The organism is Corynebacterium sp. NML140438 (genome assembly GCF_001875725.1).
Taxonomy (GTDB): domain Bacteria; phylum Actinomycetota; class Actinomycetes; order Mycobacteriales; family Mycobacteriaceae; genus Corynebacterium.
The window spans coordinates 35,977-55,506 of record NZ_MLCQ01000022.1 but is presented as its reverse complement, the minus strand read 5'-3'; the positions used below and the strand labels follow the sequence as shown (position 1 = coordinate 55,506).

The window sequence follows — 19,530 nt, the reverse complement described above, 5'->3', positions numbered from 1 at the left end:
CCCGGCCATTGACCAAACCAACAGTACTATTTAAGGTTAGCCTAACCTCACACTCTTGTGGGGTTGCGATTACTCACGAAAGGACGCACATGTCTCGTTCCGCTACCCTGGCAGCCCTTACTGCTGCCTCCCTTGCCACAACCACGCTCGCCGCACCGAGCGCATTCGCGGAAGCCCCAATCCTCGAGTCCGGGAACGCAACCTGGAATATCAAGGGATCCTTCCTGAACTACATCCAGAAGCCTTTTGCCGCGGCAACCATCACAACGTCCGAGGGGGCGGAAAAGGTACTTTCCGAAAACAAGCTAACCGACTTCGCCTTGCCTGTGAACGCGCAGGAGTCCAAGCTCACGGCAACCGGCGAAGGGGTCATCGACCTCGATGGCACCATCCGCATCGAGGCACACCACGGCGCGATGGATATCCAACTGTCGGACTTCAAGGTCATCATCGAGGGCGCCAAAGGGTTCCTACAGGCAGACTATGTCCGCAAGGGCGCTATGCCCGGCGCAGAGGCCACCACGTTGACCGGTGATGACAAGCGCATCGTCGAGTTCGACGTCAAGCAGCCCTTGAAGGCTGACAAGGACAACAAATTTGCTGCCTCCTTCACCCCGAGCAAACTGACAGAGGACGGCTCCGCAATCTTCGATAAGCAGTACAAAGCCGGTGAGTCTTTGGCAGATTCCAAGGTATCCCTTGCACTGAAGTTCAAAGATGCCTCCACGCAACCGGAAGGGTCAAGCCTTGGTACCGGCGCAATCGTCGGAATCGTGCTGGCCGCAATCGCGACCCTCGGTGGCCTCGCATTTGCAGCGAGCCAGCCGGGTCTCCAGGCAATGCTGGGGAAGCTCTTTTGAGCACCACCGATAGCGTCGCCTCGCATATCGCCACCGTAATTTCGTCGCTCTTGGCGATCGGTGGCGTCGCCATGACCGTTGTTGCGCTCGCCCAAGGGGCAGCGACCATCCTCGGGATTCAACTGCCCGCCATCCCTTAATACCCAGACGCAAGACACGAAACCCAGCCACCCCACAGGGTGGCTGGGTTTCTTCGTTTGGGCGAACCACCAAACTAGGAATTCTTCTTGTTCTTCTTCTTCTTTTTCTTGTCGTTCACCTTGCCGCGCTCCAGCTCTGCAGCCGCATCAGGCACGTAGCGGAACTCGTCGCGCGGTGGGCGTTCGTAGTCAATGATTGCTGGGCGTTCCGGAATCTCCGGCAGGTCGGGGTCAACGTGCTCGTAGGGGATCGTCGACAAGAGGTGGGAGATCACATTGATGCGGGAGCGCTTCTTGTCCTCCGATTCAACCGTGTACCACGGCGCCGCAGGTATATCGGTATGAATAAACATCTCATCCTTCGCGCGGGAGTAGTCCTCCCATTTCGTAATGGACTCAAGGTCCATCGGCGAGAGCTTCCACTGGCGCAACGGATCGTTCCGGCGAGATTGGAAACGCTTGTACTGCTCTTCGTCCGACACGGAGAACCAGTACTTACGCAGCATGATGCCGTCCTCAACAAGGAGGCGCTCAAAGATTGGTGTCTGGTGCAGGAACCGGCGGTATTCTTCCGTAGTACAGAACCCCATCACGCGCTCAACGCCAGCACGGTTGTACCAAGAGCGGTCAAAGATGACGATTTCACCGGCGGCGGGAAGCTTCTCAACGTAGCGCTGGAAGTACCACTGCGTCTGTTCGCGCTCTGTCGGCTTCGGCAGCGCCTCAATGCGGCATGTACGCGGGTTCAGGTATTGGGTAATGCGCTTGATTGCGGAGCCCTTGCCCGCTGCGTCGCGGCCTTCCATCACGATGACGACGCGCGCACCGGTCTTCACAACCCACTGCTGCATCGCTACCAACTCAGCCTGAAGGCGTACGAGCTCTTTCTCGTACGCCTTCTTGGAAAGTTTCGGGGGTTTGGTGGAATTCTTCTCTTCACTCATAGGTACTAACCGTACCCATAAAGTGGGGACAAATTACGCAAATTCGGTTAGTCCACCTTAAATTCGGCCATAGTATCCCACTCCGTCTTACCCTCAATCAGGGTATTGATAATCGTCGGGGTTTCCTTCAAGATCTTTGGGAACAGCTCCTGCGCAGCACGGAAGTGATCAGAGTTCACGTGCGCCTCGGCAGCATCGTCATGGAATGACTCAATAAGTAGGTACTCATCCTTGTTTTCTTCGCTGCGGTACCAGTCGAAGAAGATACAGCCCGGCTCCGAGCGGGTTGCATTTGTGAACTCCTCTACCTCCTGACGAAATGTTTCGACATATTCGGGCAATGGCTTGAAACGAACGTTGATCAAAATCATGCCACCACCCTACGCACATCTCGATTTATTGTCAGCCGACACTTTCACCCACGGACGTGCCCGGTTAATTGTTCAACAATAGATGCGTTATACTCGTAGCAGTTGTCAGATGGAGGCTCTGTCCACCATCACTGACGAGCTTAAATAAATAGTTCTACACTTACGGATGCCATGCTTGCTCAAAACGTTGCCTCTGAGGTTCGTCGCGCGATTTCGCGCGGTGAGTTCTCCCCAGGCCAGAAGCTCAACGAGGTTGCCCTCGCTGAGCGTTTCGAGGTATCCAGAAACACCCTCCGCGAGGCATTCGCAATGCTCACGTCGGAAGGACTCTGTGAGCGCATTCCGAACCGTGGCGTATTCCTCGCAACGCCGTCCGCAGACTTTGTCACTGACACCTACCGTGCGCGCGCCGCTATTGAGCCTGCTGCGCTGCTTTGGGGCGAGGAACTCGATGTTGACCGGCTTGAGGAGCTCAACACCGAAGCCCGCGAGGCCATCGCGCAGGACGACGACGATCTACTTACGGCCGTGAACCAGGCGTTCCACCACGTGGTGCTCTCCGCAATGGGCTCGAAGACCCTCGGCGACACCATGGATCAGCTCGACGCCTTCATGCGCTTGGCAACGCTTCCGATTATTCAGCAGCAGCCATCGTTCAACCGCCAGTTCATCTCTGTCAACGAGCACATCGTAGAACTGCTGCGCGAGGACAAGCGCCACGAAGCTTCTGACTACCTGCAGGAAGCACTTCTCGAGCAGGGTCGCATTGTCAACGACCTGATCGAGAAGATTAACAACGGGTACCCGATTTAGTGCTCTAGCTTCTCGCCAAGCTCAAGCCACTCCATCTCCAGCTCCTCGCGGCTATCGTTGGTCTGCTGAAGCTCCTGCGTCTTCGCCCCGATAGCTTCGAAATCAGGGGCTTCCTCGCCTGACATCGTGGCGATCTCTGACTCCAGCTCCTCGGCGCGTGTTTCCGCCGCCGCGATCTTGCGCTCAAGCGCTTTCATCTGCTTGCGGATCTCGCGCTGCTCCTGCGACGATAAGCCAGGCTGCTGCGCTGGCACAGCGCTCTCGACGTTCTCAGGCTTCTTCCCCAAATCGAGCGGACCCGTTTGGGTGTCCATTGCGGCACGTTGCTCAAGGTACTGCGAAATCCCGCCGGGCAGGTTGCTCAGCGTTCCGTCACCGAACAGCGCGTAGGTAGAGTCCGCGATGCGCTCAATCAGGTAGCGGTCGTGCGAAATCACGACGAGCGTTCCCGGCCACCCATCGAGTAAGTCTTCGAGTTCCTGCAGTGTGTCGATGTCAAGGTCGTTGGTGGGCTCGTCAAGAAGCAATACGTTGGGTTCACTCATGAGCACTCGAGTGAGCTGAAGTCGACGACGCTCACCGCCGGAAAGATCGCCCACCGGGGTGCGCTGGCGTTTCGGGCTGAACCCGAGGCGCTCCGCGAGCTGAGACGCCGAAACTTCCTTCTTGCCCAACGTGATGTAGTGCGCGACATCCTCCACGGAGTCGAGCACAGTCCTGGCTGGGTCGAGGTCGTCGAGTTCCTGACGCAGCCACCCAATCCGAGTGGTCAGGCCCTCGATGCGTTTTCCGGCAGCGAGCGGGTAGTCTCCGGCGAGCGCCCGCAGCAGCGTTGTTTTTCCGGAGCCGTTCACGCCGACCAGGCCGATGCGTTCGCCCGGCGCGAGCCGCCACGTCAGGTGGTCGACGAGTGTGCGTCCGTCGGGGGCGTCGATGCGCGCGTCTTCGAACTCGATGACGACGTTTCCCTGGCGCTGCTTGGAAAACGCCATCAGCTCGACCTTGTCGCGTGGTGGTGGGACGTTCGCGATGAGGGCTTCCGCTGCTTCGATGCGGTAGCGCGGTTTCGAGGTGCGCGCGGGGGCTCCTCGGCGCAGCCAGGCGAGTTCCTTGCGAGCGAGATTTTGGCGGCGCTGCTCGATGGCGTCGGCCTGGCGGGCGCGCTCGGCGCGGGCGAATGTCCAGTCATTGTATCCGCCTTCGTAGACGTCGACGGTGCCGTCGTGGACCTCCCAGGTCAGCGTCGCGACGGTGTCGAGGAACCAGCGGTCGTGCGTGACCACCACGACGGCGAGCTTGCGCTGCATGAGGTGGGAAGCCAGCCACTGTACGCCTTCGACGTCAAGGTGGTTTGTCGGCTCGTCGAGCACCACAAGGTCGAGGTCTTGTACAAGGGCCGCGGCGAGGCTCACGCGGCGCCGCTCGCCGCCCGAGAGCTCGCCCACGGGGGTGTCCAGGCCAAGCTCAGCCACGCCCGTGCCCTGGAGTACTTCGCGCACCTTGCTGTTCGACGCCCACTCGTACGTCTCGAGGCCTAATGGCTTGACCACGACATCACCGACGGTGGCGTCGTCGTGAATTTCGAAACGTTGGGTCACCACCGCCATTCGCAGGTCGGAATTGTGCGATACGCGCCCGCTGTCCGGGGTTTCGATGCCGGTGAGCACCTCAAGCAACGTGGTTTTCCCGCCGCCGTTGACGCCTACGATACCGATGCGGTCACCGGTCTGGATCCCGAGGGAAACGCCGTCGAGCAGCGTTTTGAGGCCCCAGGTTTTGGATACGTTTTCGAGGTTGATCAGGTTCGCCATAGCAAACCCATCGTAGCCTACGCCTCGAGTTGCGCTCCCGCTGACGGGCCGGAAGTACAGAACACCTCGACGCCCTCGACGTTGTCGCGCAGCACCGTTTCGAGCGCCCTCGCGGCATCTTCGTCGAAGCACAGCGCGGCGATCGTCGGACCCGAGCCAGAGACGATCGCGTGGGCAACAAGTTCGGTTTCTTCTTCGATGCGTCGGATGAGCGCTGCGATGCGCGGGCGCATCGTCACCGCCGCTGCCTCCAGGTCGTTGTGCAGGTGTTTCGCTAGCTCGCGCGGGTCGCTCGTCATGAGTGCCTGCGACAGTGCCGCCGTGTCCAAATGCGGCACGAGCGCCGGGTTGTCGTGGCGCAGATCATCGAGTGTTTCGAAGGCTTTGCCCGTCGAGATCCCAACCTTCGGGTTACAAAACACCCACCAGTACGTACCACGCCCGAGGACCTCCACCAGCGTGTCGCCGCGCCCGGTGCCCAGCGCGGTATGGCCGTGGAGTGCGAACGGCACATCCGCGCCCAGGCCGACGGCAAGGTCGTGGAGTTCCTCGGTACTAAGCCGCTCGCCGCAATAATGCTCGGCATAAGCGTTCGCCGCCACGAGGCCCGCCGCGGCGTCGGCGGAGCCACCAGCCATGCCGCCTGCCACAAACACATACTTATCGACGACCAGCTTCGCCTCCGGCAGCGCCAGCTCTTGCGCGCCACTGCGGGCCCGGACGGCGTCAACGACTGCGTCGACCGCCCGCCACGCCAGGTTGCGCGGCGTATCGATGTCCTCGTCCGGCACATCCACGTGAAAGCGCGTCTGCATGCTGGCCACGACGGAACCGGACTGGACACGCTGCGTCTCGTCCTCGACGACAATGCTGACGCGTTCGCGGCGCTCGACGGCTTGGAAGACCGTCACCAGCTCGTGGTAGCCATCAGAACGCGCGTTTCCGACGCCGAGATGCAGGTTCACTTTGCCAGGCGCGGTCGCAACAAACTCATGTGCGCTGTGGCTCATCGGGCCTCTCCCAACCTGACGAAGTCCTCCACGCCAAGCTTCTCGCCACGCAAACCAGGGTCGATTCCTACCGCGCGCAGGGCTTCCTCGGCCTCCACCGCGGAGCCATACACCGGCGCCAGCGTTGATCGCAGCGTCTTGCGGCGTTGGGCGAAGGCGGCGTCGATAAGCGGGAAGACCTTGTCGCGCGCGCTGCGGTCTCGTGCCGGATCGACGTCGATACGCACAAGCCCGGACTCGATATTCGGCGCCGGCCAGAAGACATGCTTGCCGATGGTGCTCGCCTGCGAGACCTCGCCATAGAACGCAGCTTTCACGCTAGGCACGCCGTAGATCTTCGTGCCTGGCTTCGCGGCGAGGCGGTCAGCGACTTCTTTCTGCACCATCACGAGCACACGCCGGATGGAGGGGAACTCCGCCAACAGGTGGAGCAGCACCGGAACCGAAACGTTGTACGGCAGGTTTGCGACCAGCGCCGTTGGCTCCCCCGGCACGTCACGCTGCGTGGTTTTCAGCGCGTCCATGTGCACGATGTCGAGCTTGTGCGCAGCTGCAGGCGCTCGCAGCCCCACCGTCTTCCCTAACTGTTGGGCCAGCCTGTCGTCGATCTCGAGTGCAGTCACGTGCGCCGCCTCATCGAGCAGGCCAAGCGTGAGCGAGCCAAGCCCCGGCCCTACCTCGATCACGCGGTCGTCGGGGGAAAGTTCGGCAGCAGCAACGATGCGCCGCACAGTGTTCGGGTCGTGCACGAAGTTCTGCCCCAACCGTTTCGTCGGGGTGACATCGAGTGCAGCCGCAAGCTCACGGATTTCTACCGGGCCAAGCAGTTGGGATTCGCTCATACCTGACGAGGTTAGCGCAACCCCATCCGTGCGGTACATGCAGGCCACGCGCCCCACCCCTGGGACGCCTGGGTTTTCTGCGCAATGGCAATCTGCTGCTCGCGGGTCGCCTGGTCAGCGGTTGGTGCGTACTGGGTACCGCCGTACGCCGCCCACGTCGACGCGGAGAACTGCAAACCACCGTGGTAGCCGTTGCCAGTGTTGATGGACCAGTTACCGCCCGATTCACACTGCGCCAGCGTGTCCCACACGGACCCGGCCGCAACAGCGGGAGCGTTCGCCGATTCCTTGGTACCGCGACGCACCTTCGCAGCCTTCGGCGCGCGAAGCTCACGCTCCCCAGCGACGCCTTCCGACTCGACCTTGCCGTTGACCAGGACAGTCTCGTGGAGTACTTCCTTCTCCCCGTCCTTGCCTTCCTCGAGCACCTCTTCGTTCCCGGCCTCCAGCTCCGCGTCGTCGACGTACTCCACCGGGGCCTCAATCGGGAGGACTTCCGCACGCTTGATCACGTTGACGCGATCGAGCACGATTTCCATGTTCGGGTACACCGCAGCATCAAGCGGGTGGTTGAGACGGTCGTCGGAATCGAACGTGATGCCTCGTTCCTCGAGGAGCTCGCCGACAGTCTTCTTCGCAACGGAGGCGTAGGTCACGTTCCCTCCGTCATTGATAGCGATGATCTTCGGGGTGGTCACGTCGACGTTGAGGCCGTCGACAAGCTTGGTGTCCTTATCCAAGTCAGATGAGGATGCCGGGGAGACCCCCACCTCATCCATAACCTCGCCGACAGTCAGCGCTGTGGAGGTGATCTCCTGCGCCACACCGTCTACAACGACGGCGACCGGCTTCGCTGTGCGGACGGTCACCGTGTCGCCGTTCGAGAGCTTCTCAGCAGGGGCTGGGTAGACAACGTCACTGTCCTTCACCTCAACGCCAGCGGCTTGCAGCGCGCCAGCAACATCCCCCGAGAAGGTCTTCAGTGAGGTTGCCTCGCCATTCACGTCGACGGTGACATTCTTCTGCGCGGCGAGCGCCGTTGTGGTGCCGGCCGCAATGACAACACCCGCGAGCGCGCCAACGGCGATTCGCTTCGTTGCGGTGTTGGTGTGCTGGATGCGCGAGCCCATAAAGCGTCATTCCCCTTCGTCACGAAATAATACTTCGATAACAATACGGTAACTTCTGCTATTTTACCAGCAGATGTTTGCACACCATGGTGGACACAGTCACTCACGCCACGCGGTTCACATCACTCACAGGCCACCTGGGGCAACGCAGACACGTCTCCGTTGTGTTCCCGGACACGTGCACGCAATAATCACAGCCCATAGACACGATCGAAGGTGGCAGACACCTCGCTCGCCAGCGTTTCGACGTCCATCCCTCGAGCCTCCGCGACGACATGCGCCGTATGTCCAATCAGTGATGGCTCGTTGCGCGAACCGCGAAACGGTTCCGGGGTCATGTACGGCGCGTCGGTCTCAATGAGCAGCTGCCCCTCCGGTGCCAAGGCCGCAGCCGCACGCAGCTCCTCGTTGCGCTTAAACGTCACATTGCCTGCAAAAGACAGCACGTAGCCGCGCTCAATCGCCTCCCTCGCCACATCAAGCGGCGAGGAGAAGCAGTGCAAGATAACGTGCTCCGGTTTCGGCGCGTCGGCAAGGATTCGTAGCATGTCCGCATCCCCCTCGCGGTTGTGGATCATCAGCGCCTTACCTGTCGTACAGGCAAGGTCGATGTGCCATCGGAATGCCTCCTCCTGCGTAGCAAGGTCAGCGGTGTTTTCGGCATCGTGGCGGATCCAATAGGTATCGATGCCGGTCTCCCCCACCGCGACACAGCGCGGGTCCGCCGCCATCTGCGTGAGCCGCTGCCTTGCCACGTCGTCGAGTTCCGCCGCTCGCGTCGGGTTAATCGCGCACGCGGCGAACACACGCTCGTGCATATGCGCGGCCTCCAGCGCTTGTTCTGCTTCCGCGAGCCCATCACCCACGGTGCATACTCGCTCCACGCCGGCGCTCACCGCGCGGCCCATGATCGCATCGATGTCCGCCTGCGTGGTGGCCCCGGTAGACGCCAGGTGCGTGTGGGCGTCGATAAGCCCTGGTATCGGGCTTGCGGGTACTGGTGTCGGGCGAGGTTTCTTTTTGCTCATACGATAGAGCCTATGACATTCCACGCGATTGACGCACAGACCCAAACCAGCATCAATAACGCGCTCGCCGAAGCCGCAGCGCAGGGGCTCAACGGCCCTGCGCGAGTAATCGTCGAACGGTTCGAGGGAATACTCGAGGATTTTCTCGCACTGCCGCGTGACGCACAACGCAGCTACCCGCGCGGCGATACTGCACGCGTTGTCGGCACCGCGCTCGGCGACGCCTTTGTACGCGACTACGGCTTTGCCTGGAAGCTATTGAAGGATGACTACGGCACAGACCTCGTCGTCGTACGCGACCCCGACAGCAACTCCCCCAAATACACCGCGCCCATCATGGTTGTCGACGCCCGCTTCGACGACGACGCAACCGGTAAACTCACCACGTTTTTGGAGCAGTTCCTCAGCGGCTTGCAGCGCTGAGCTCGTCGTCAATGATGACGTGGCGCGCTGCCACGACACCGACTGCCCCCATCACCAGCGCCATGACCACCAGCGCAATCAAGATCGGTTGGAACGCGCCGATTCGGTCATAAGCTACGCCCACGAGTAGCGGGCCCGTCGCCGCGAGCACGTACCCGACCGGCTGCACGAAACCAGACAACCGCGCAGTGACCAACGGGTCGCGTGTTCGCGCTGGAATCAGTGCAATCGCCAGCGGGAAGCAGCACCCGCCGAACCCCAACAGGAGGCTCCACCCAAGTGGAGACGCTGCCGGGGCGAAGTACAGGCCTAGATACCCCGCCGCCGTCGAAAGGGCGAAGAGCACCACAAGCGGCGTCAGCGTCCTCGCACGAGAAATGATCGTCGGCAGTACGAGCCCACCAACCATGCCGACCGAGCCCAACAGTCCGAGGCCCGCTGCTGCGGTTGATGGGGCGACGCCGGCGTCGATAAATATGGCGGGCAACCACCCCATCTGGATGTACGCGCTGGTCGACTGCAGCCCGAAGAACAGCATCAGGGCCACCGCAGTCAGCGACTTCCAAACTGGCGTTTCCGGCGCAGTGACGTCGTCTTGTGGCGTCGAAGCTGTGCTCCCGGGAACGTCCTTCCCAAATTTGAGGAAGACGAAGCCCCAGACAACTACCTGCACACCCGCAGTGCTTGCCCACAGGCCGAGCGCCGACTGCCACGAAGGCGTCACCAGCGCACTCAGCGGGCCGGCTGCCGAAGAAAGGCCCAGCGTTACGGAGTACACCGTGGTCAGGGCAACGATGTAGCGCCCGCCATGCTGCTTAATCCATGCAGGCAGCAACACGTTCATCAACGCGATGGCACCAGCAGCACCCACCGTTGCTAGCAGGAACAGCGCGACATCGGGTGCGAAGGGCCGTAGCCCCAGCCCCGCGGTCAGAAGCCCGGCGGCAGCCAAGATCACCGGTGTGAGGCCAAACCTCCGCGCGATTGGCACCGCGCAGATACCAACCAGGAAGAAGAGCGTGCCGGGAACCGCCGTGACCACGCCCCCGACCCAAGCGGGGGCGTCGTAGTGGTCGATGACTTGGTCAAGTACTGACCCGACGGAGGCAATGCCCGCACGCAAGTTGAGTGAGGCACTAATGACAGCGACGAAAAGTACAAGAGCAAACACTCGAAGCACTCTAGCGCTGCCGCAGCATTACTGCACAGGCGCCCACTCCGGCCCGGTCTCCCCGAGCTCTGGGTCGAGCTTTGCCACCAGCGGCTTCGGCTTCGACAGTTCGACGCCAGGCTCCATCGGCACCCGCTGCCAGGTCGCCTGCTGATCGGAGTAGTCACCAGTAATCGTGAGGTAGGTTTGTCCGTGCTCCGGCAGACCGACGCCGACGAGCTCAAAGTCCTTGTCATCGCTGACTTCAACGATGGACGGCGTTGCAGCCCACACGCCGGTCCGGCCAAGGGTCTCATGTACCTTCTGCGCGGTGTGTGGCAGGAACGGGGTCAGCATCGCGTTGCAGTCGCTGACCATCTGCAGCGCGGTCCACAGCACCGTCGCCAAACGAGTGCGCTGCTCCGGGTCCTTCGCCAGCTTCCAAGGCTCCTGATCCGCAATGTAGGCGTTCGTCTCCCCGACCACGTGCATGATCTTGGTGATCGCGTTCTTGAAGTGAGCCTCAGCCAGGTCTTTGCCCGCGGATGCAAACGTCGATTCCGCCAGCGCGAGAATCTTCTCGTCCACCTCCATGAGCTCACCCGGTTCGGGGACCTCACCGAAGTTCTTGTGCGCCATCGACACGGTGCGGTTGACCAGGTTGCCCCAGCCGTTCGCCAACTCGTTGTTCACCCGGCGGACGAACTCGTCCCAGGTGAAGTCAGTGTCGTTGTTCTCCGGGCCGGCCACCGCGATGAAGTAACGCAGCGGGTCCGGTCCGAACTCCTCCAGGAAGTCCTTGACGTAGATGACAACGCCCTTCGAGGATGAGAACTTCGAACCAGACATGGTCAGGAACTCAGAGGACACAACCTCCGTCGGAAGGTTCAGCGTGCCCAGCTCGTGTTCCTCGCCGCCGTGGGAGCCCTTGCCCGCGTAGCCGAGTAGCTCCGCTGGCCAAATCTGTGAGTGGAACGTGATGTTGTCCTTGCCCATGAAGTAGTAGCTCGGCGTAGCTGGATCCTGCCAGAAAGTCTTCCAGGCATCCGGGTCGCCACTGCGCTCCGCCCACTCAATCGAAGCAGACAGGTACCCGACCACCGCGTCGAACCACACGTAGAGCTTCTTCGACGGGTTGTCCTGCCAACCCTCGACGGGGATCGGAATACCCCAGTCGATGTCACGTGTCATTGCGCGCGGACGCATGTCCTCCAGGAGATTCAGCGAGAACTTCAGCACGTTCGGACGCCACTTCTCGCGGGTGCTCAGCCACTCCTTCAGCGCGTCGTGCAGCGCCGGAAGGTCCAGCATGAAGTGCTCAGTCTCAACAAACTTCGGCGTCTCGCCGTTGATCTTCGACACCGGGTTAATCAGGTCTGCCGGGTCGAGCTGGTTGCCGCACGTATCGCACTGGTCCCCGCGCGCGTCGGTCGCGCCGCAGATCGGACACGTCCCCTCGATGTAGCGGTCCGGCAAGGTCCGGCCGTTCGAAGGAGAGATCGCACCCTGCGTCGTCTCCTTGATCATGTAACCATTCTCGTACAGCCCCTTGAAGAGCTGCTGCACCACGGCGTAGTGGTTGCGTGTCGAGGTACGGGTAAACAGGTCGTAAGATAGGCCCAGCCCTGCCAGATCGTGCACGATCTGCTCGTTGTAGCGGTCTGCGAGCTCCTTGACGCTCACGCCTTCCTTGTCCGCCTGCACCAACAGCGGAGTTCCATGCTCATCGGTGCCAGAGACCATCAGGACGTTGTTGCCAGCCATGCGCTGATAGCGCGCAAACACGTCCGACGGCACCCCGAAACCAGCCACGTGGCCAATGTGGCGAGGGCCGTTCGCATACGGCCATGCAACGCACACAAGAATATTTTTTTGAGTCTTCGCAGAAGTCATGCCCTTAAGCATAAGTTATGGCCCCGACACAACCCATGTTCCGGGTCATATCGGGGCCACACGCAGAGCGATCTGCAGGCACTCAACGCTTAGTTGCGTGGACGCAGCATGCGCTTGACCTGTGCCTTCTTGTGCTCAAGCTCAAGCTGGTCGCGGTGCATACGGCGCTCGATAGCCAGCTGGCGGTTGAAGCGATCCTGCTCCTTCTTGTCCAGGTAAATGGTGTCATTCGACACGTCCTTGACAATCGCGAACATCAGCAAGATCAGGATGAGCAAGAACGGGGTTGCCGCAACAATCGTCACGGACTGCAGCGCGCCAAGCGCATCGGTGCCACCAGCAATCAACAGCGTCAGGCCAACGAACGCAGTACCAAGACCCCAGACGGCTGCGATCCACGGGTTCGCATCCGACTTGCCGTTCTGCGACATGGACGCCATCACGGTCGAAGCCGAGTCAGCCGACGTGATGAAGAACGTACCCAACAAAATCACGGCAAAGATACCAATGTAGAAGCCACCAGGGAGCGCGTGCAGTAGGTTAAACAGCTGCTCCTCAGAGGTGCCCTCACCGTAGATGGAGCGGCCTTCCTGCTCGAACTTGATCGCAGTACCGCCGAAGATTGCGAACCATACAGTGGACAGGCCTGCCGGGATCAGCATGACGCCGAGGCAGAACTCACGGATGGTGCGGCCACGGGAAATACGCGCCAGGAAAGTACCAACGAATGGTGACCAGGAGATCCACCATGCCCAGTAGAAGATGGTCCAACCGGACAGGAAGTCGCCTGCCTCACCGTTCTGGTTCTCAGCGGTGCGCCCGGCCATCTCGAAGAACTGCGACAGGTACGCGCCGACGCCCGTCGGCAAGAAGTTCAAGGTGCTCACGGTCGGGCCGAAGACGAACACGAAGATCGCCAGCAGTGCGGCAATCGCCATATTGAAGTTCGACAGCCACTGAATACCCTTGCCGACGCCCGACATCGCGGACAGCAGGAACGCAAGAGTCAGGACGGACACGATGCCGATCGTCAGCTTCGTCGACGGCGAATCCACAAAGCCCGAAGCGTTCAGGCCCGAGCTAATCTGCATGGCACCCAGACCCAGCGAACATGCGGTACCAAAAATCGTGGCAAAAATTGCCAAACCATCAATGAGCTTGCCCCAGAAACCATTCACGCCCTTTTCGCCAATCAACGGGATGAAGGCACTGGAGAGCAGTTGCTTGCGGCCGAGGCGGAACGTCGAGTAGGCGATTGCAAGGCCCAGGATGGCGTAAATCGCCCATGGGTGCAGGCTCCAGTGGAACATTGTCTGCGCGAGCGCAGTGCCCACCTCGTGTGGCTGGTGGCCAGGAACACCGTCGCGGTACATCGCCAGTGGCTCGGACGCGCCGTAGAACATCAGACCAATGCCCATGCCTGCCGCGAACATCATCGCAATCCACGACGAGGTTCTAAATTCCGGCTGCTCGTCCGACTTGCCCAGGCGGATCGTACCGAAGTTCGAAAACGCGATTACCAAGACAAAGAACACAAAAATCGTGCCGAAGAGCACGAACGCCCAACCAAGGTTGTTAATCACCCAGCTGAAGGACGTATCAGCAAAGCTCGAGAAACTATCTTTTGCTAACAAGCCCCAAGCAACGACGGCCGTCACCACAACGAGAAGCGGAACAACGATGCTCCAGTCAATCTTTGCGTTCTCGTCTTCCGCAGCGAGCTCAACTTGCTCCTCTGCGTCGACCGATTCCTTTCGCTCCCCTCGCCGCTCAGCAACGATGAGCTCCGCGAGCTGGCTCGTCGCAGATGGCGCTGCGGGGCCGACTTCATCGGAATTTGTCAGTTCAGTACTCCGAGTTTCTGCATCAGGATCGTGTGGATCCTGGGTCAGGTCTCCCTGAGACATGAAAAAAATCTCCTCAATTCCATAGAAAATAAGAAAGCTTTAGCAGGTTAACTGAATTCGGCTGCTATATCTAATCCAATTCGTCCACGTAGTGCGCATTTTCGGCCGAAAAGTGCGATCATTCCGTGCTGCGCGCTTCCTGAGATAAGTCGTACAACTCGCTCGATTTCACCCCATATTGCTTCGCGACAGTCTTCACGGCATCCTTCATCCGCATCCCGCCTTGCACCAGCGTTAACACGTTTTCCACGAGGTCTTCAGGCTCTGTCGCTGCAGCGTCGCCACCCTCGATGACAACGGTGACTTCGCCCTTCACCCCACCCTTCGCCCACTCGGCGAGTTCACCGAGCGTCGCACGCTTTACTTCTTCATAAGTTTTTGTCAGTTCGCGGCATACCGCGGCGCGCCGATCGCGCCCGAGGATCGAAGCGGCGTCGTCAAGTGTCTGTGCGACGCGGTGTGGCGATTCGAAGAAGCAGACGGCGCGAGGCTGGTGCACAAGTTCCTTCAGCCAGGCTTCTCGCGCTCCTGCTTTACGTGGGGCGAACCCGTCGAAGATGAAATGGCCCACTCGCAGCCCCGAGAGCGCAAGTGCGGTCGTCACCGCGGAAGGGCCAGGCAGGCACGTTACTGGGACACCGGCATCGTGCGCCGCGGCCACCAGGGAGAGGCCGGGGTCGGACACAATCGGCATGCCAGCATCCGTCACCACGAGCACAACGCCGTTGCGGGCAGCAGCAAGCAGCTCATCCCGCCGCTGCTCCTCGTTGTGGTCAAAGTTTGAGACCACCCGCCCACGTGGCTCCACGCCAAGGGCCGCCGCCAGTGCGCGCGTGCGTCGCGTATCCTCCGCCGCAACCACATCCGCATGTTCGAGCGCGTACGCGAGCCGTGGCGAGGCGTCGTCAATATTGCCGAGCGGCGTTGCGGCCAGCACCACCCCGCGTGAAGGAAATTGGTGTTGCATCGTCGGTTGAGTGTCTGCACTATCCATGCAATAGATACTAGGTGCAGCTACAGATAATGCAGCGAACACAGTAGTATCCATTCACGTGAATACCAATGCGCCCATCGATACCGTCCAGAGCAAAGCGTCGCCGACGCCCGCGTTGATCAAGCCCGGCAGGCCACAGCCGGGAGCCCCGGTCAGCGTGCCATGGCACCGTCGGGACACAATCACGCTTGCGGTACTGACAGTCCTCGCGCTGTTCACACGCTTCCTTGGGCTGGTGCAGCCGACGTCATCCGGCACCCCGGTGTTCGACGAGAAACACTACGTGCCGCAGGGCTGGGACATGGTACGCAGCTCCTTTAACCCTGTGCTTGGTGGCATCGAGTCCAACCCCGGCTACGGGCTCGTCGTGCACCCGCCGCTGGGGAAGCAGCTCCTCGCGCTTGGTGAGACAATCTTCGGCTACACCCCGATGGGCTGGCGCATCATGACGGCGTTGTTTGGTACCGCAGTCATCGTGTTCACGTTCCTGTTGGCGCGCCGCGTGAGCCAGTCGACGTCCATCGCAGCAATCGCGGGTGTCATCGCGCTTTTCGACGGCGTCCTGCTGGTCGCAGCCAAATTCGGCATGCTGGACATCTTCCAGGTGTTGTTCATCGTCGCCGCCGCGTGGACGCTCGCAGGTGACATGCGCCAGGTGCACCAGCGTTGGCACGACGCCTGGCTGTCGGGCGCAGTGCAGGCAGCCGGACCATACGGGCCTCGTCTCGGGTTCCGCTGGTGGCGCTTCGCTACCGGCGTGCTGCTCGGCCTCGCACTGGGCGTGAAATGGTCGGGGCTGTACTACATCGCGTTCTATGGCCTGATGTCCGCATTTTGGGATTTGTGGTTGCGCAAGCGGTATGGCGTCGAGAAGCCGCTGGCTGGTGCGCTGCTGCGTGACGTGCCTTCGGCGCTCGCCTCGATCGTGCTGCTGCCCGCGCTCCTCTACATCTGGTCGTGGCGCGCATGGTTCGCCTCCGAAACCTCGGTCTACCGCCACTCCCTGGCGGACGGCACCATCGCTGGCTCCGACTGGCCCTGGCTCGCCAACCTGCCGGATGCCGCTGCCGGTTGGCTGTACTACCACTTCTCGGTGCTCGAATTCCACGGCTCTCTGACGAGCTCCAGCGGGCATTCGCACCCCTGGGACTCCAAGCCATGGGCGTGGCTCGTCGCGGCGCGCCCGATCCTCTACTACTCCTCCACCGACATCGAGTGCGGAGACGGCAATACCTGCCGCGAAATGATCTCCCTATTCGGCACCCCTGCTATCTGGTGGCTCACCATCCCGGTGCTGCTCTGGGCTGCATGGGTATGGATCACTCGACGCGACCTCCGCGTCATCGTGCCATTCATCGGCTTTGCCGCAGGCTTCCTGCCCTGGCTCGCGGCGTTCGACCGCCAGATGTACTTCTTCTACGCCACGGCACTCATTCCGTTTACCGCGGTACTGCTCGCGCTCGCGCTAGGCAACATCGCGAAGAAGGGGTCCCTGCGCGAGTCTGCGTTACTGGTGAAGCTAACCGGGGCCCCGATTCGCACCGGTCAAATCGTTGTGATTGTGTACCTCGCAATTGTGGCCGCAAGCTTCGTCTACTGGGGCCCAATCCTGTACGGCCTGCAAGTCACCGACGGCTACTACGACTCCCTTATGTGGTTCCCAAGCTGGAAGTAGCCCGCTAAAGGCCGTTCGGGTCGGCGTTGAGCAGGTGCCAAGCCCGGCGCATGGCCACGCCTTTGTCCGCGATCCATGTCCAGGCGAGCGCCACCAGCGCGATCCCCGGCGCAATCACTGCCATCGGTTCGACCACGCCGATACGCTGCACCGCGTCCAGCACCGCGAACCCGAGGGTAAACGTGAACATCGTCCCCACGATCAGCACGATGCCCGGAATCTGGGCTGGCCTCCAGGACGCGAGCCCCAACGACAGGCCCACACCGAAACGGACCGCGACTCCCATCAGCGTGGCCGCAGCAGCCTCAGGAGTTTGCGCCAACGCCTCACCGACACCGACAACCCCCGCGACCGCCCACACGATCCAGCACACAGCGATCACGCACAGCGCTGCTCGGCCAATCATCACGTTGACTTGGCGGCGCTGCATCATAGCGTGCCAGGGGTCATTGACGCCGGCGAGGATGGCGTCAGCAAGATCGGTCGGAGGTGCCACGTTCCCATCAACCTCAGCAAAGCGCACCCTCTCCGACAAGGAAAGCGCCTGCTCCCAAAACGCCGAGCATTCCTCGCACTGCGCGAGGTGGGCGTCCACGACGGCGTCGTCAAGCGATGCTTGCTCCCCGTCGAGCCGCGCGGACAAGCAAGCTTGAACCTCATCGTGGCTAATCACGTGTGAGCACCCCGTCCAAACTTGCGCGGCCCGGCCCGAACACGATCACCACGAACAACGCCGCGGCGAGCACCATCGTGTACTCAATGCCGCCATCGGCAATGAAGAAACCGTTACTCAGATGCACGAAGTAGGTCGCAGCCAGCGCCAATAGCGCGAGCACTGACGCGACAATCGTCGTCAGCAAGCCAATGACGAGGAACGCTCCCCCAACCAACTCAACAAAGCCCGCAAGATACGCAGACAGCGTCGGCTGCGGCACCCCAATCGCCGCAAAGTCCTCTGCGGTGCGCCGCATGCCCAGCTCAAACCAGCGCTGGTAACCACGCGCAACAAACACGATCCCGAGCACCGCGCGGATGACTAAGAGCGCAAAATCTCGAACTGCTGGCCTGTTCATGCACACTAGAGTACTCAAGGAACCGAACCAGGCAGAAAAACGTCGAACTACGTATGGAAAATGAAACAAAGCAACATTTCCCAATCACCGGCGACGACGGACTCAGCCGCCCACCCTGGGCCGCGCACGATCCGCTCCTGCGCCACTACTACGACACCGAGTGGGGCATGCCCGTTCGCGACGAGGCAGGCATGTTCGAGCGCCTCTGTCTCGAGGGGTTCCAGGTCGGCCTGTCGTGGAGGCTGATCCTGCAAAAGCGCGACGCCCTGCGCGAGGCTTTCCGCGGGTTCGACCCCGACGCCCTAGCGCGCATGGACTCAATCGAGCACCTTCTTGACGACGCCTCCCTGATCCGCAACCGCCGCAAACTTCAGGCAGTGCTCACCAACGCGGCCGCCACCCGCGAGTTACGAGAAACCGGCACGGACCTCGCGTCTTTCATCTGGTCCTACCAGCCGGAAACCACACCTGTTCCCCGCAGTATGGAGGAAGTACCAACCCAGTCCGACGAATCACGTCGCCTCGCCCGAGACCTGAAGAAACGTGGCTTCACTTTTGTCGGCCCCGTCACGATGTACGCGCTCATGGAGTCCACTGGCATCATCGACACGAACCTGATCGGCACTTGGCGACGTGGCGCATCCGGAGTGTGGAGTTAGTCGTCGTCCATCTCTGCGAATGCTTCCTCCACCGAAGCATGCTCCTCGCGGGACTCCTCCCACACTTCCTTGGCCGCCGAAAGGTTGATTGCAGCGATGATCGTGCCGACGACGATGTCGAACCAAGCAGTCGGCCAAACGAAGGTGAGCAGGCCAGCGACGATGATGAGCACGTTCGCCAGCGCGTCGTTGCGCGCCGCGAGCCATGCCCCCTTCGCCAACGACGAACCCTGGTCACGCAGCTTGAGCAGGATCACCGCACAGATGAGGTTGACTGCCAACGCGCCGAGTGCCACACCTGTCAGTCCCTCGGGAGATGGCGGGACCGGATTGAGAATCTTGGTAACCACCATGACTACCGCAGCTACAGCCGGGATGAGAATCAGCCCGGCGAGCACGCTCCCCGCCACGCGACGCCGGTGCGCCGGCCACGCCACCGCGAAGAATACGAGCAGGTTAATCGCCGTGTCCTCGAGAAAGTCGGCGGAATCCGCCGCGAGCGAGGCAGAGCCGATCGTCAGCGCGGCGATAAACTCGACGAAAAAGTACGCCAGATTCAACAGCGCAACGACAAGGACTGCTCGACGGATCCTTTGTGCAGCCACGGTGTTCTCCTTTTCTTCGGCTGTCTTGCGCGTAACACTCTAGAGACGTTTGTCACTCCGTTCAAAACGTTTCTGAGCGTTAGCTGGGCACCACAACCTACTAGGCTAATCGTGGGCTTCTTCTTCCGGAAGCCTCACGATAAGGACGAGTAAAAAGAACTCGCGGTTCTGATTACCCGAATTAACCAGAACCGCGAGGCAC

At 61.1% G+C, this 19,530-nt stretch carries 20 protein-coding genes; 6 read left to right on the top strand and 14 right to left on the bottom strand.

Features of this window, described 5'->3' with window-relative positions; all coding sequences use genetic code 11:
* Nucleotides 1-89 precede the first annotated feature (89 nt).
* Together BJP08_RS07140 and BJP08_RS11625 are read left to right on the top strand one after the other, a co-directional pair.
* Nucleotides 90-860 (top strand): HtaA domain-containing protein, encoded by a 771-nt coding sequence (locus BJP08_RS07140; RefSeq protein ID WP_071568941.1) that lies wholly within the window; start codon nucleotides 90-92, stop codon nucleotides 858-860.
* A complete protein-coding gene (locus tag BJP08_RS11625; protein ID WP_177221729.1) occupies nucleotides 857-1,000 on the top strand; it encodes a hypothetical protein in 144 nt (47 codons plus the stop codon). The genes BJP08_RS07140 and BJP08_RS11625 overlap by 4 nt, the downstream gene beginning before the upstream one ends.
* A 74-nt stretch (nucleotides 1,001-1,074) precedes the next feature.
* Here BJP08_RS11625 and ppk2 read toward each other — a convergent pair whose 3' ends face one another.
* Nucleotides 1,075-1,944 (bottom strand): polyphosphate kinase 2, encoded by an 870-nt coding sequence (gene ppk2, locus BJP08_RS07135; RefSeq protein ID WP_071568940.1) that lies wholly within the window; start codon nucleotides 1,942-1,944, stop codon nucleotides 1,075-1,077.
* Between the two features lie 47 nt (nucleotides 1,945-1,991).
* Nucleotides 1,992-2,315: a putative quinol monooxygenase gene (locus tag BJP08_RS07130; protein WP_071568939.1), complete on the bottom strand. Its 324-nt coding sequence runs from the start codon at nucleotides 2,313-2,315 to the stop codon at nucleotides 1,992-1,994.
* A gap of 171 nt (nucleotides 2,316-2,486) precedes the next feature.
* Between BJP08_RS07130 and BJP08_RS07125 the strand changes: the two genes are divergently transcribed.
* Nucleotides 2,487-3,128 carry a GntR family transcriptional regulator gene (locus BJP08_RS07125; RefSeq protein WP_071568938.1) on the top strand — a complete coding sequence of 214 codons (642 nt, stop codon included), beginning with the start codon at nucleotides 2,487-2,489 and terminating at the stop codon, nucleotides 3,126-3,128.
* Here BJP08_RS07125 and BJP08_RS07120 read toward each other — a convergent pair.
* From BJP08_RS07120 to BJP08_RS07100, 5 genes are all read right to left on the bottom strand, one after another.
* Nucleotides 3,125-4,939, bottom strand: a complete 1,815-nt coding sequence (locus tag BJP08_RS07120; RefSeq protein ID WP_071568937.1) for an ABC-F family ATP-binding cassette domain-containing protein — start codon at nucleotides 4,937-4,939, stop codon at nucleotides 3,125-3,127. The two genes, BJP08_RS07125 and BJP08_RS07120, sit on opposite strands and share 4 nt — an antisense overlap.
* A gap of 17 nt (nucleotides 4,940-4,956) precedes the next feature.
* On the bottom strand, nucleotides 4,957-5,949 hold the full coding sequence (locus BJP08_RS07115; RefSeq protein WP_071568936.1) for a 4-(cytidine 5'-diphospho)-2-C-methyl-D-erythritol kinase: 993 nt from the start codon (nucleotides 5,947-5,949) through the stop codon (nucleotides 4,957-4,959).
* Complete coding sequence (gene rsmA, locus BJP08_RS07110) at nucleotides 5,946-6,791, bottom strand: 16S rRNA (adenine(1518)-N(6)/adenine(1519)-N(6))-dimethyltransferase RsmA (protein WP_071568935.1); 846 nt, start codon at nucleotides 6,789-6,791, stop codon at nucleotides 5,946-5,948. Before rsmA ends, BJP08_RS07115 begins: the two co-directional genes overlap by 4 nt.
* Nucleotides 6,792-6,802: 11 nt before the next feature.
* Complete coding sequence (locus tag BJP08_RS07105) at nucleotides 6,803-7,921, bottom strand: resuscitation-promoting factor (RefSeq protein WP_071568934.1); 1,119 nt, start codon at nucleotides 7,919-7,921, stop codon at nucleotides 6,803-6,805.
* Between the two features lie 191 nt (nucleotides 7,922-8,112).
* Complete coding sequence (locus BJP08_RS07100) at nucleotides 8,113-8,949, bottom strand: TatD family hydrolase (RefSeq protein ID WP_071568933.1); 837 nt, start codon at nucleotides 8,947-8,949, stop codon at nucleotides 8,113-8,115.
* Between the two features lie 12 nt (nucleotides 8,950-8,961).
* Here BJP08_RS07100 and BJP08_RS07095 point away from each other — a divergent pair, with 12 nt between their 5' ends.
* Nucleotides 8,962-9,372: a DUF3806 domain-containing protein gene (locus BJP08_RS07095; protein ID WP_071568932.1), complete on the top strand. Its 411-nt coding sequence runs from the start codon at nucleotides 8,962-8,964 to the stop codon at nucleotides 9,370-9,372.
* Here the strand turns inward: BJP08_RS07095 and BJP08_RS07090 are convergent.
* From BJP08_RS07090 to rsmI, 4 genes are all read right to left on the bottom strand, one after another.
* Entirely contained in the window at nucleotides 9,353-10,543 is a 1,191-nt protein-coding gene (locus tag BJP08_RS07090) for an MFS transporter (RefSeq protein WP_143110046.1), read from the bottom strand. The genes BJP08_RS07095 and BJP08_RS07090 overlap by 20 nt on opposite strands.
* Before the next feature lie 27 nt (nucleotides 10,544-10,570).
* Nucleotides 10,571-12,415 carry a methionine--tRNA ligase gene (gene metG / locus BJP08_RS07085; protein WP_071569094.1) on the bottom strand — a complete coding sequence of 615 codons (1,845 nt, stop codon included), beginning with the start codon at nucleotides 12,413-12,415 and terminating at the stop codon, nucleotides 10,571-10,573.
* Nucleotides 12,416-12,504: 89 nt separating this feature from the next.
* On the bottom strand, nucleotides 12,505-14,322 hold the full coding sequence (locus BJP08_RS07080; protein WP_083428459.1) for a BCCT family transporter: 1,818 nt from the start codon (nucleotides 14,320-14,322) through the stop codon (nucleotides 12,505-12,507).
* A 118-nt stretch (nucleotides 14,323-14,440) separates the two neighbouring features.
* Entirely contained in the window at nucleotides 14,441-15,316 is an 876-nt protein-coding gene (rsmI, locus tag BJP08_RS07075) for a 16S rRNA (cytidine(1402)-2'-O)-methyltransferase (protein ID WP_083428458.1), read from the bottom strand.
* Nucleotides 15,317-15,431: 115 nt separating this feature from the next.
* Here rsmI and BJP08_RS07070 point away from each other — a divergent pair, with 115 nt between their 5' ends.
* Nucleotides 15,432-16,991, top strand: coding sequence for a dolichyl-phosphate-mannose--protein mannosyltransferase (locus BJP08_RS07070; RefSeq protein ID WP_071569092.1), 1,560 nt, complete (start codon nucleotides 15,432-15,434; stop codon nucleotides 16,989-16,991).
* Between the two features lie 4 nt (nucleotides 16,992-16,995).
* On the opposite strand, the gene BJP08_RS07065 is transcribed toward BJP08_RS07070, so the two are convergent.
* Both BJP08_RS07065 and BJP08_RS07060 read right to left on the bottom strand, forming a co-directional pair.
* A complete protein-coding gene (locus tag BJP08_RS07065; RefSeq protein WP_071568929.1) occupies nucleotides 16,996-17,664 on the bottom strand; it encodes a zf-HC2 domain-containing protein in 669 nt (222 codons plus the stop codon).
* Entirely contained in the window at nucleotides 17,657-18,064 is a 408-nt protein-coding gene (locus tag BJP08_RS07060) for a DoxX family protein (protein ID WP_071568928.1), read from the bottom strand. Before BJP08_RS07060 ends, BJP08_RS07065 begins: the two co-directional genes overlap by 8 nt.
* 53 nt (nucleotides 18,065-18,117) lie before the next feature.
* Here BJP08_RS07060 and BJP08_RS07055 point away from each other — a divergent pair, with 53 nt between their 5' ends.
* Nucleotides 18,118-18,723, top strand: a complete 606-nt coding sequence (locus tag BJP08_RS07055) for a DNA-3-methyladenine glycosylase I (RefSeq protein ID WP_071568927.1) — start codon at nucleotides 18,118-18,120, stop codon at nucleotides 18,721-18,723.
* Here the strand turns inward: BJP08_RS07055 and BJP08_RS07050 are convergent.
* On the bottom strand, nucleotides 18,720-19,328 hold the full coding sequence (locus tag BJP08_RS07050) for a cation transporter (RefSeq protein WP_071568926.1): 609 nt from the start codon (nucleotides 19,326-19,328) through the stop codon (nucleotides 18,720-18,722). The genes BJP08_RS07055 and BJP08_RS07050 overlap by 4 nt on opposite strands.
* Between the last annotated feature and the right edge of the window lie 202 nt (nucleotides 19,329-19,530).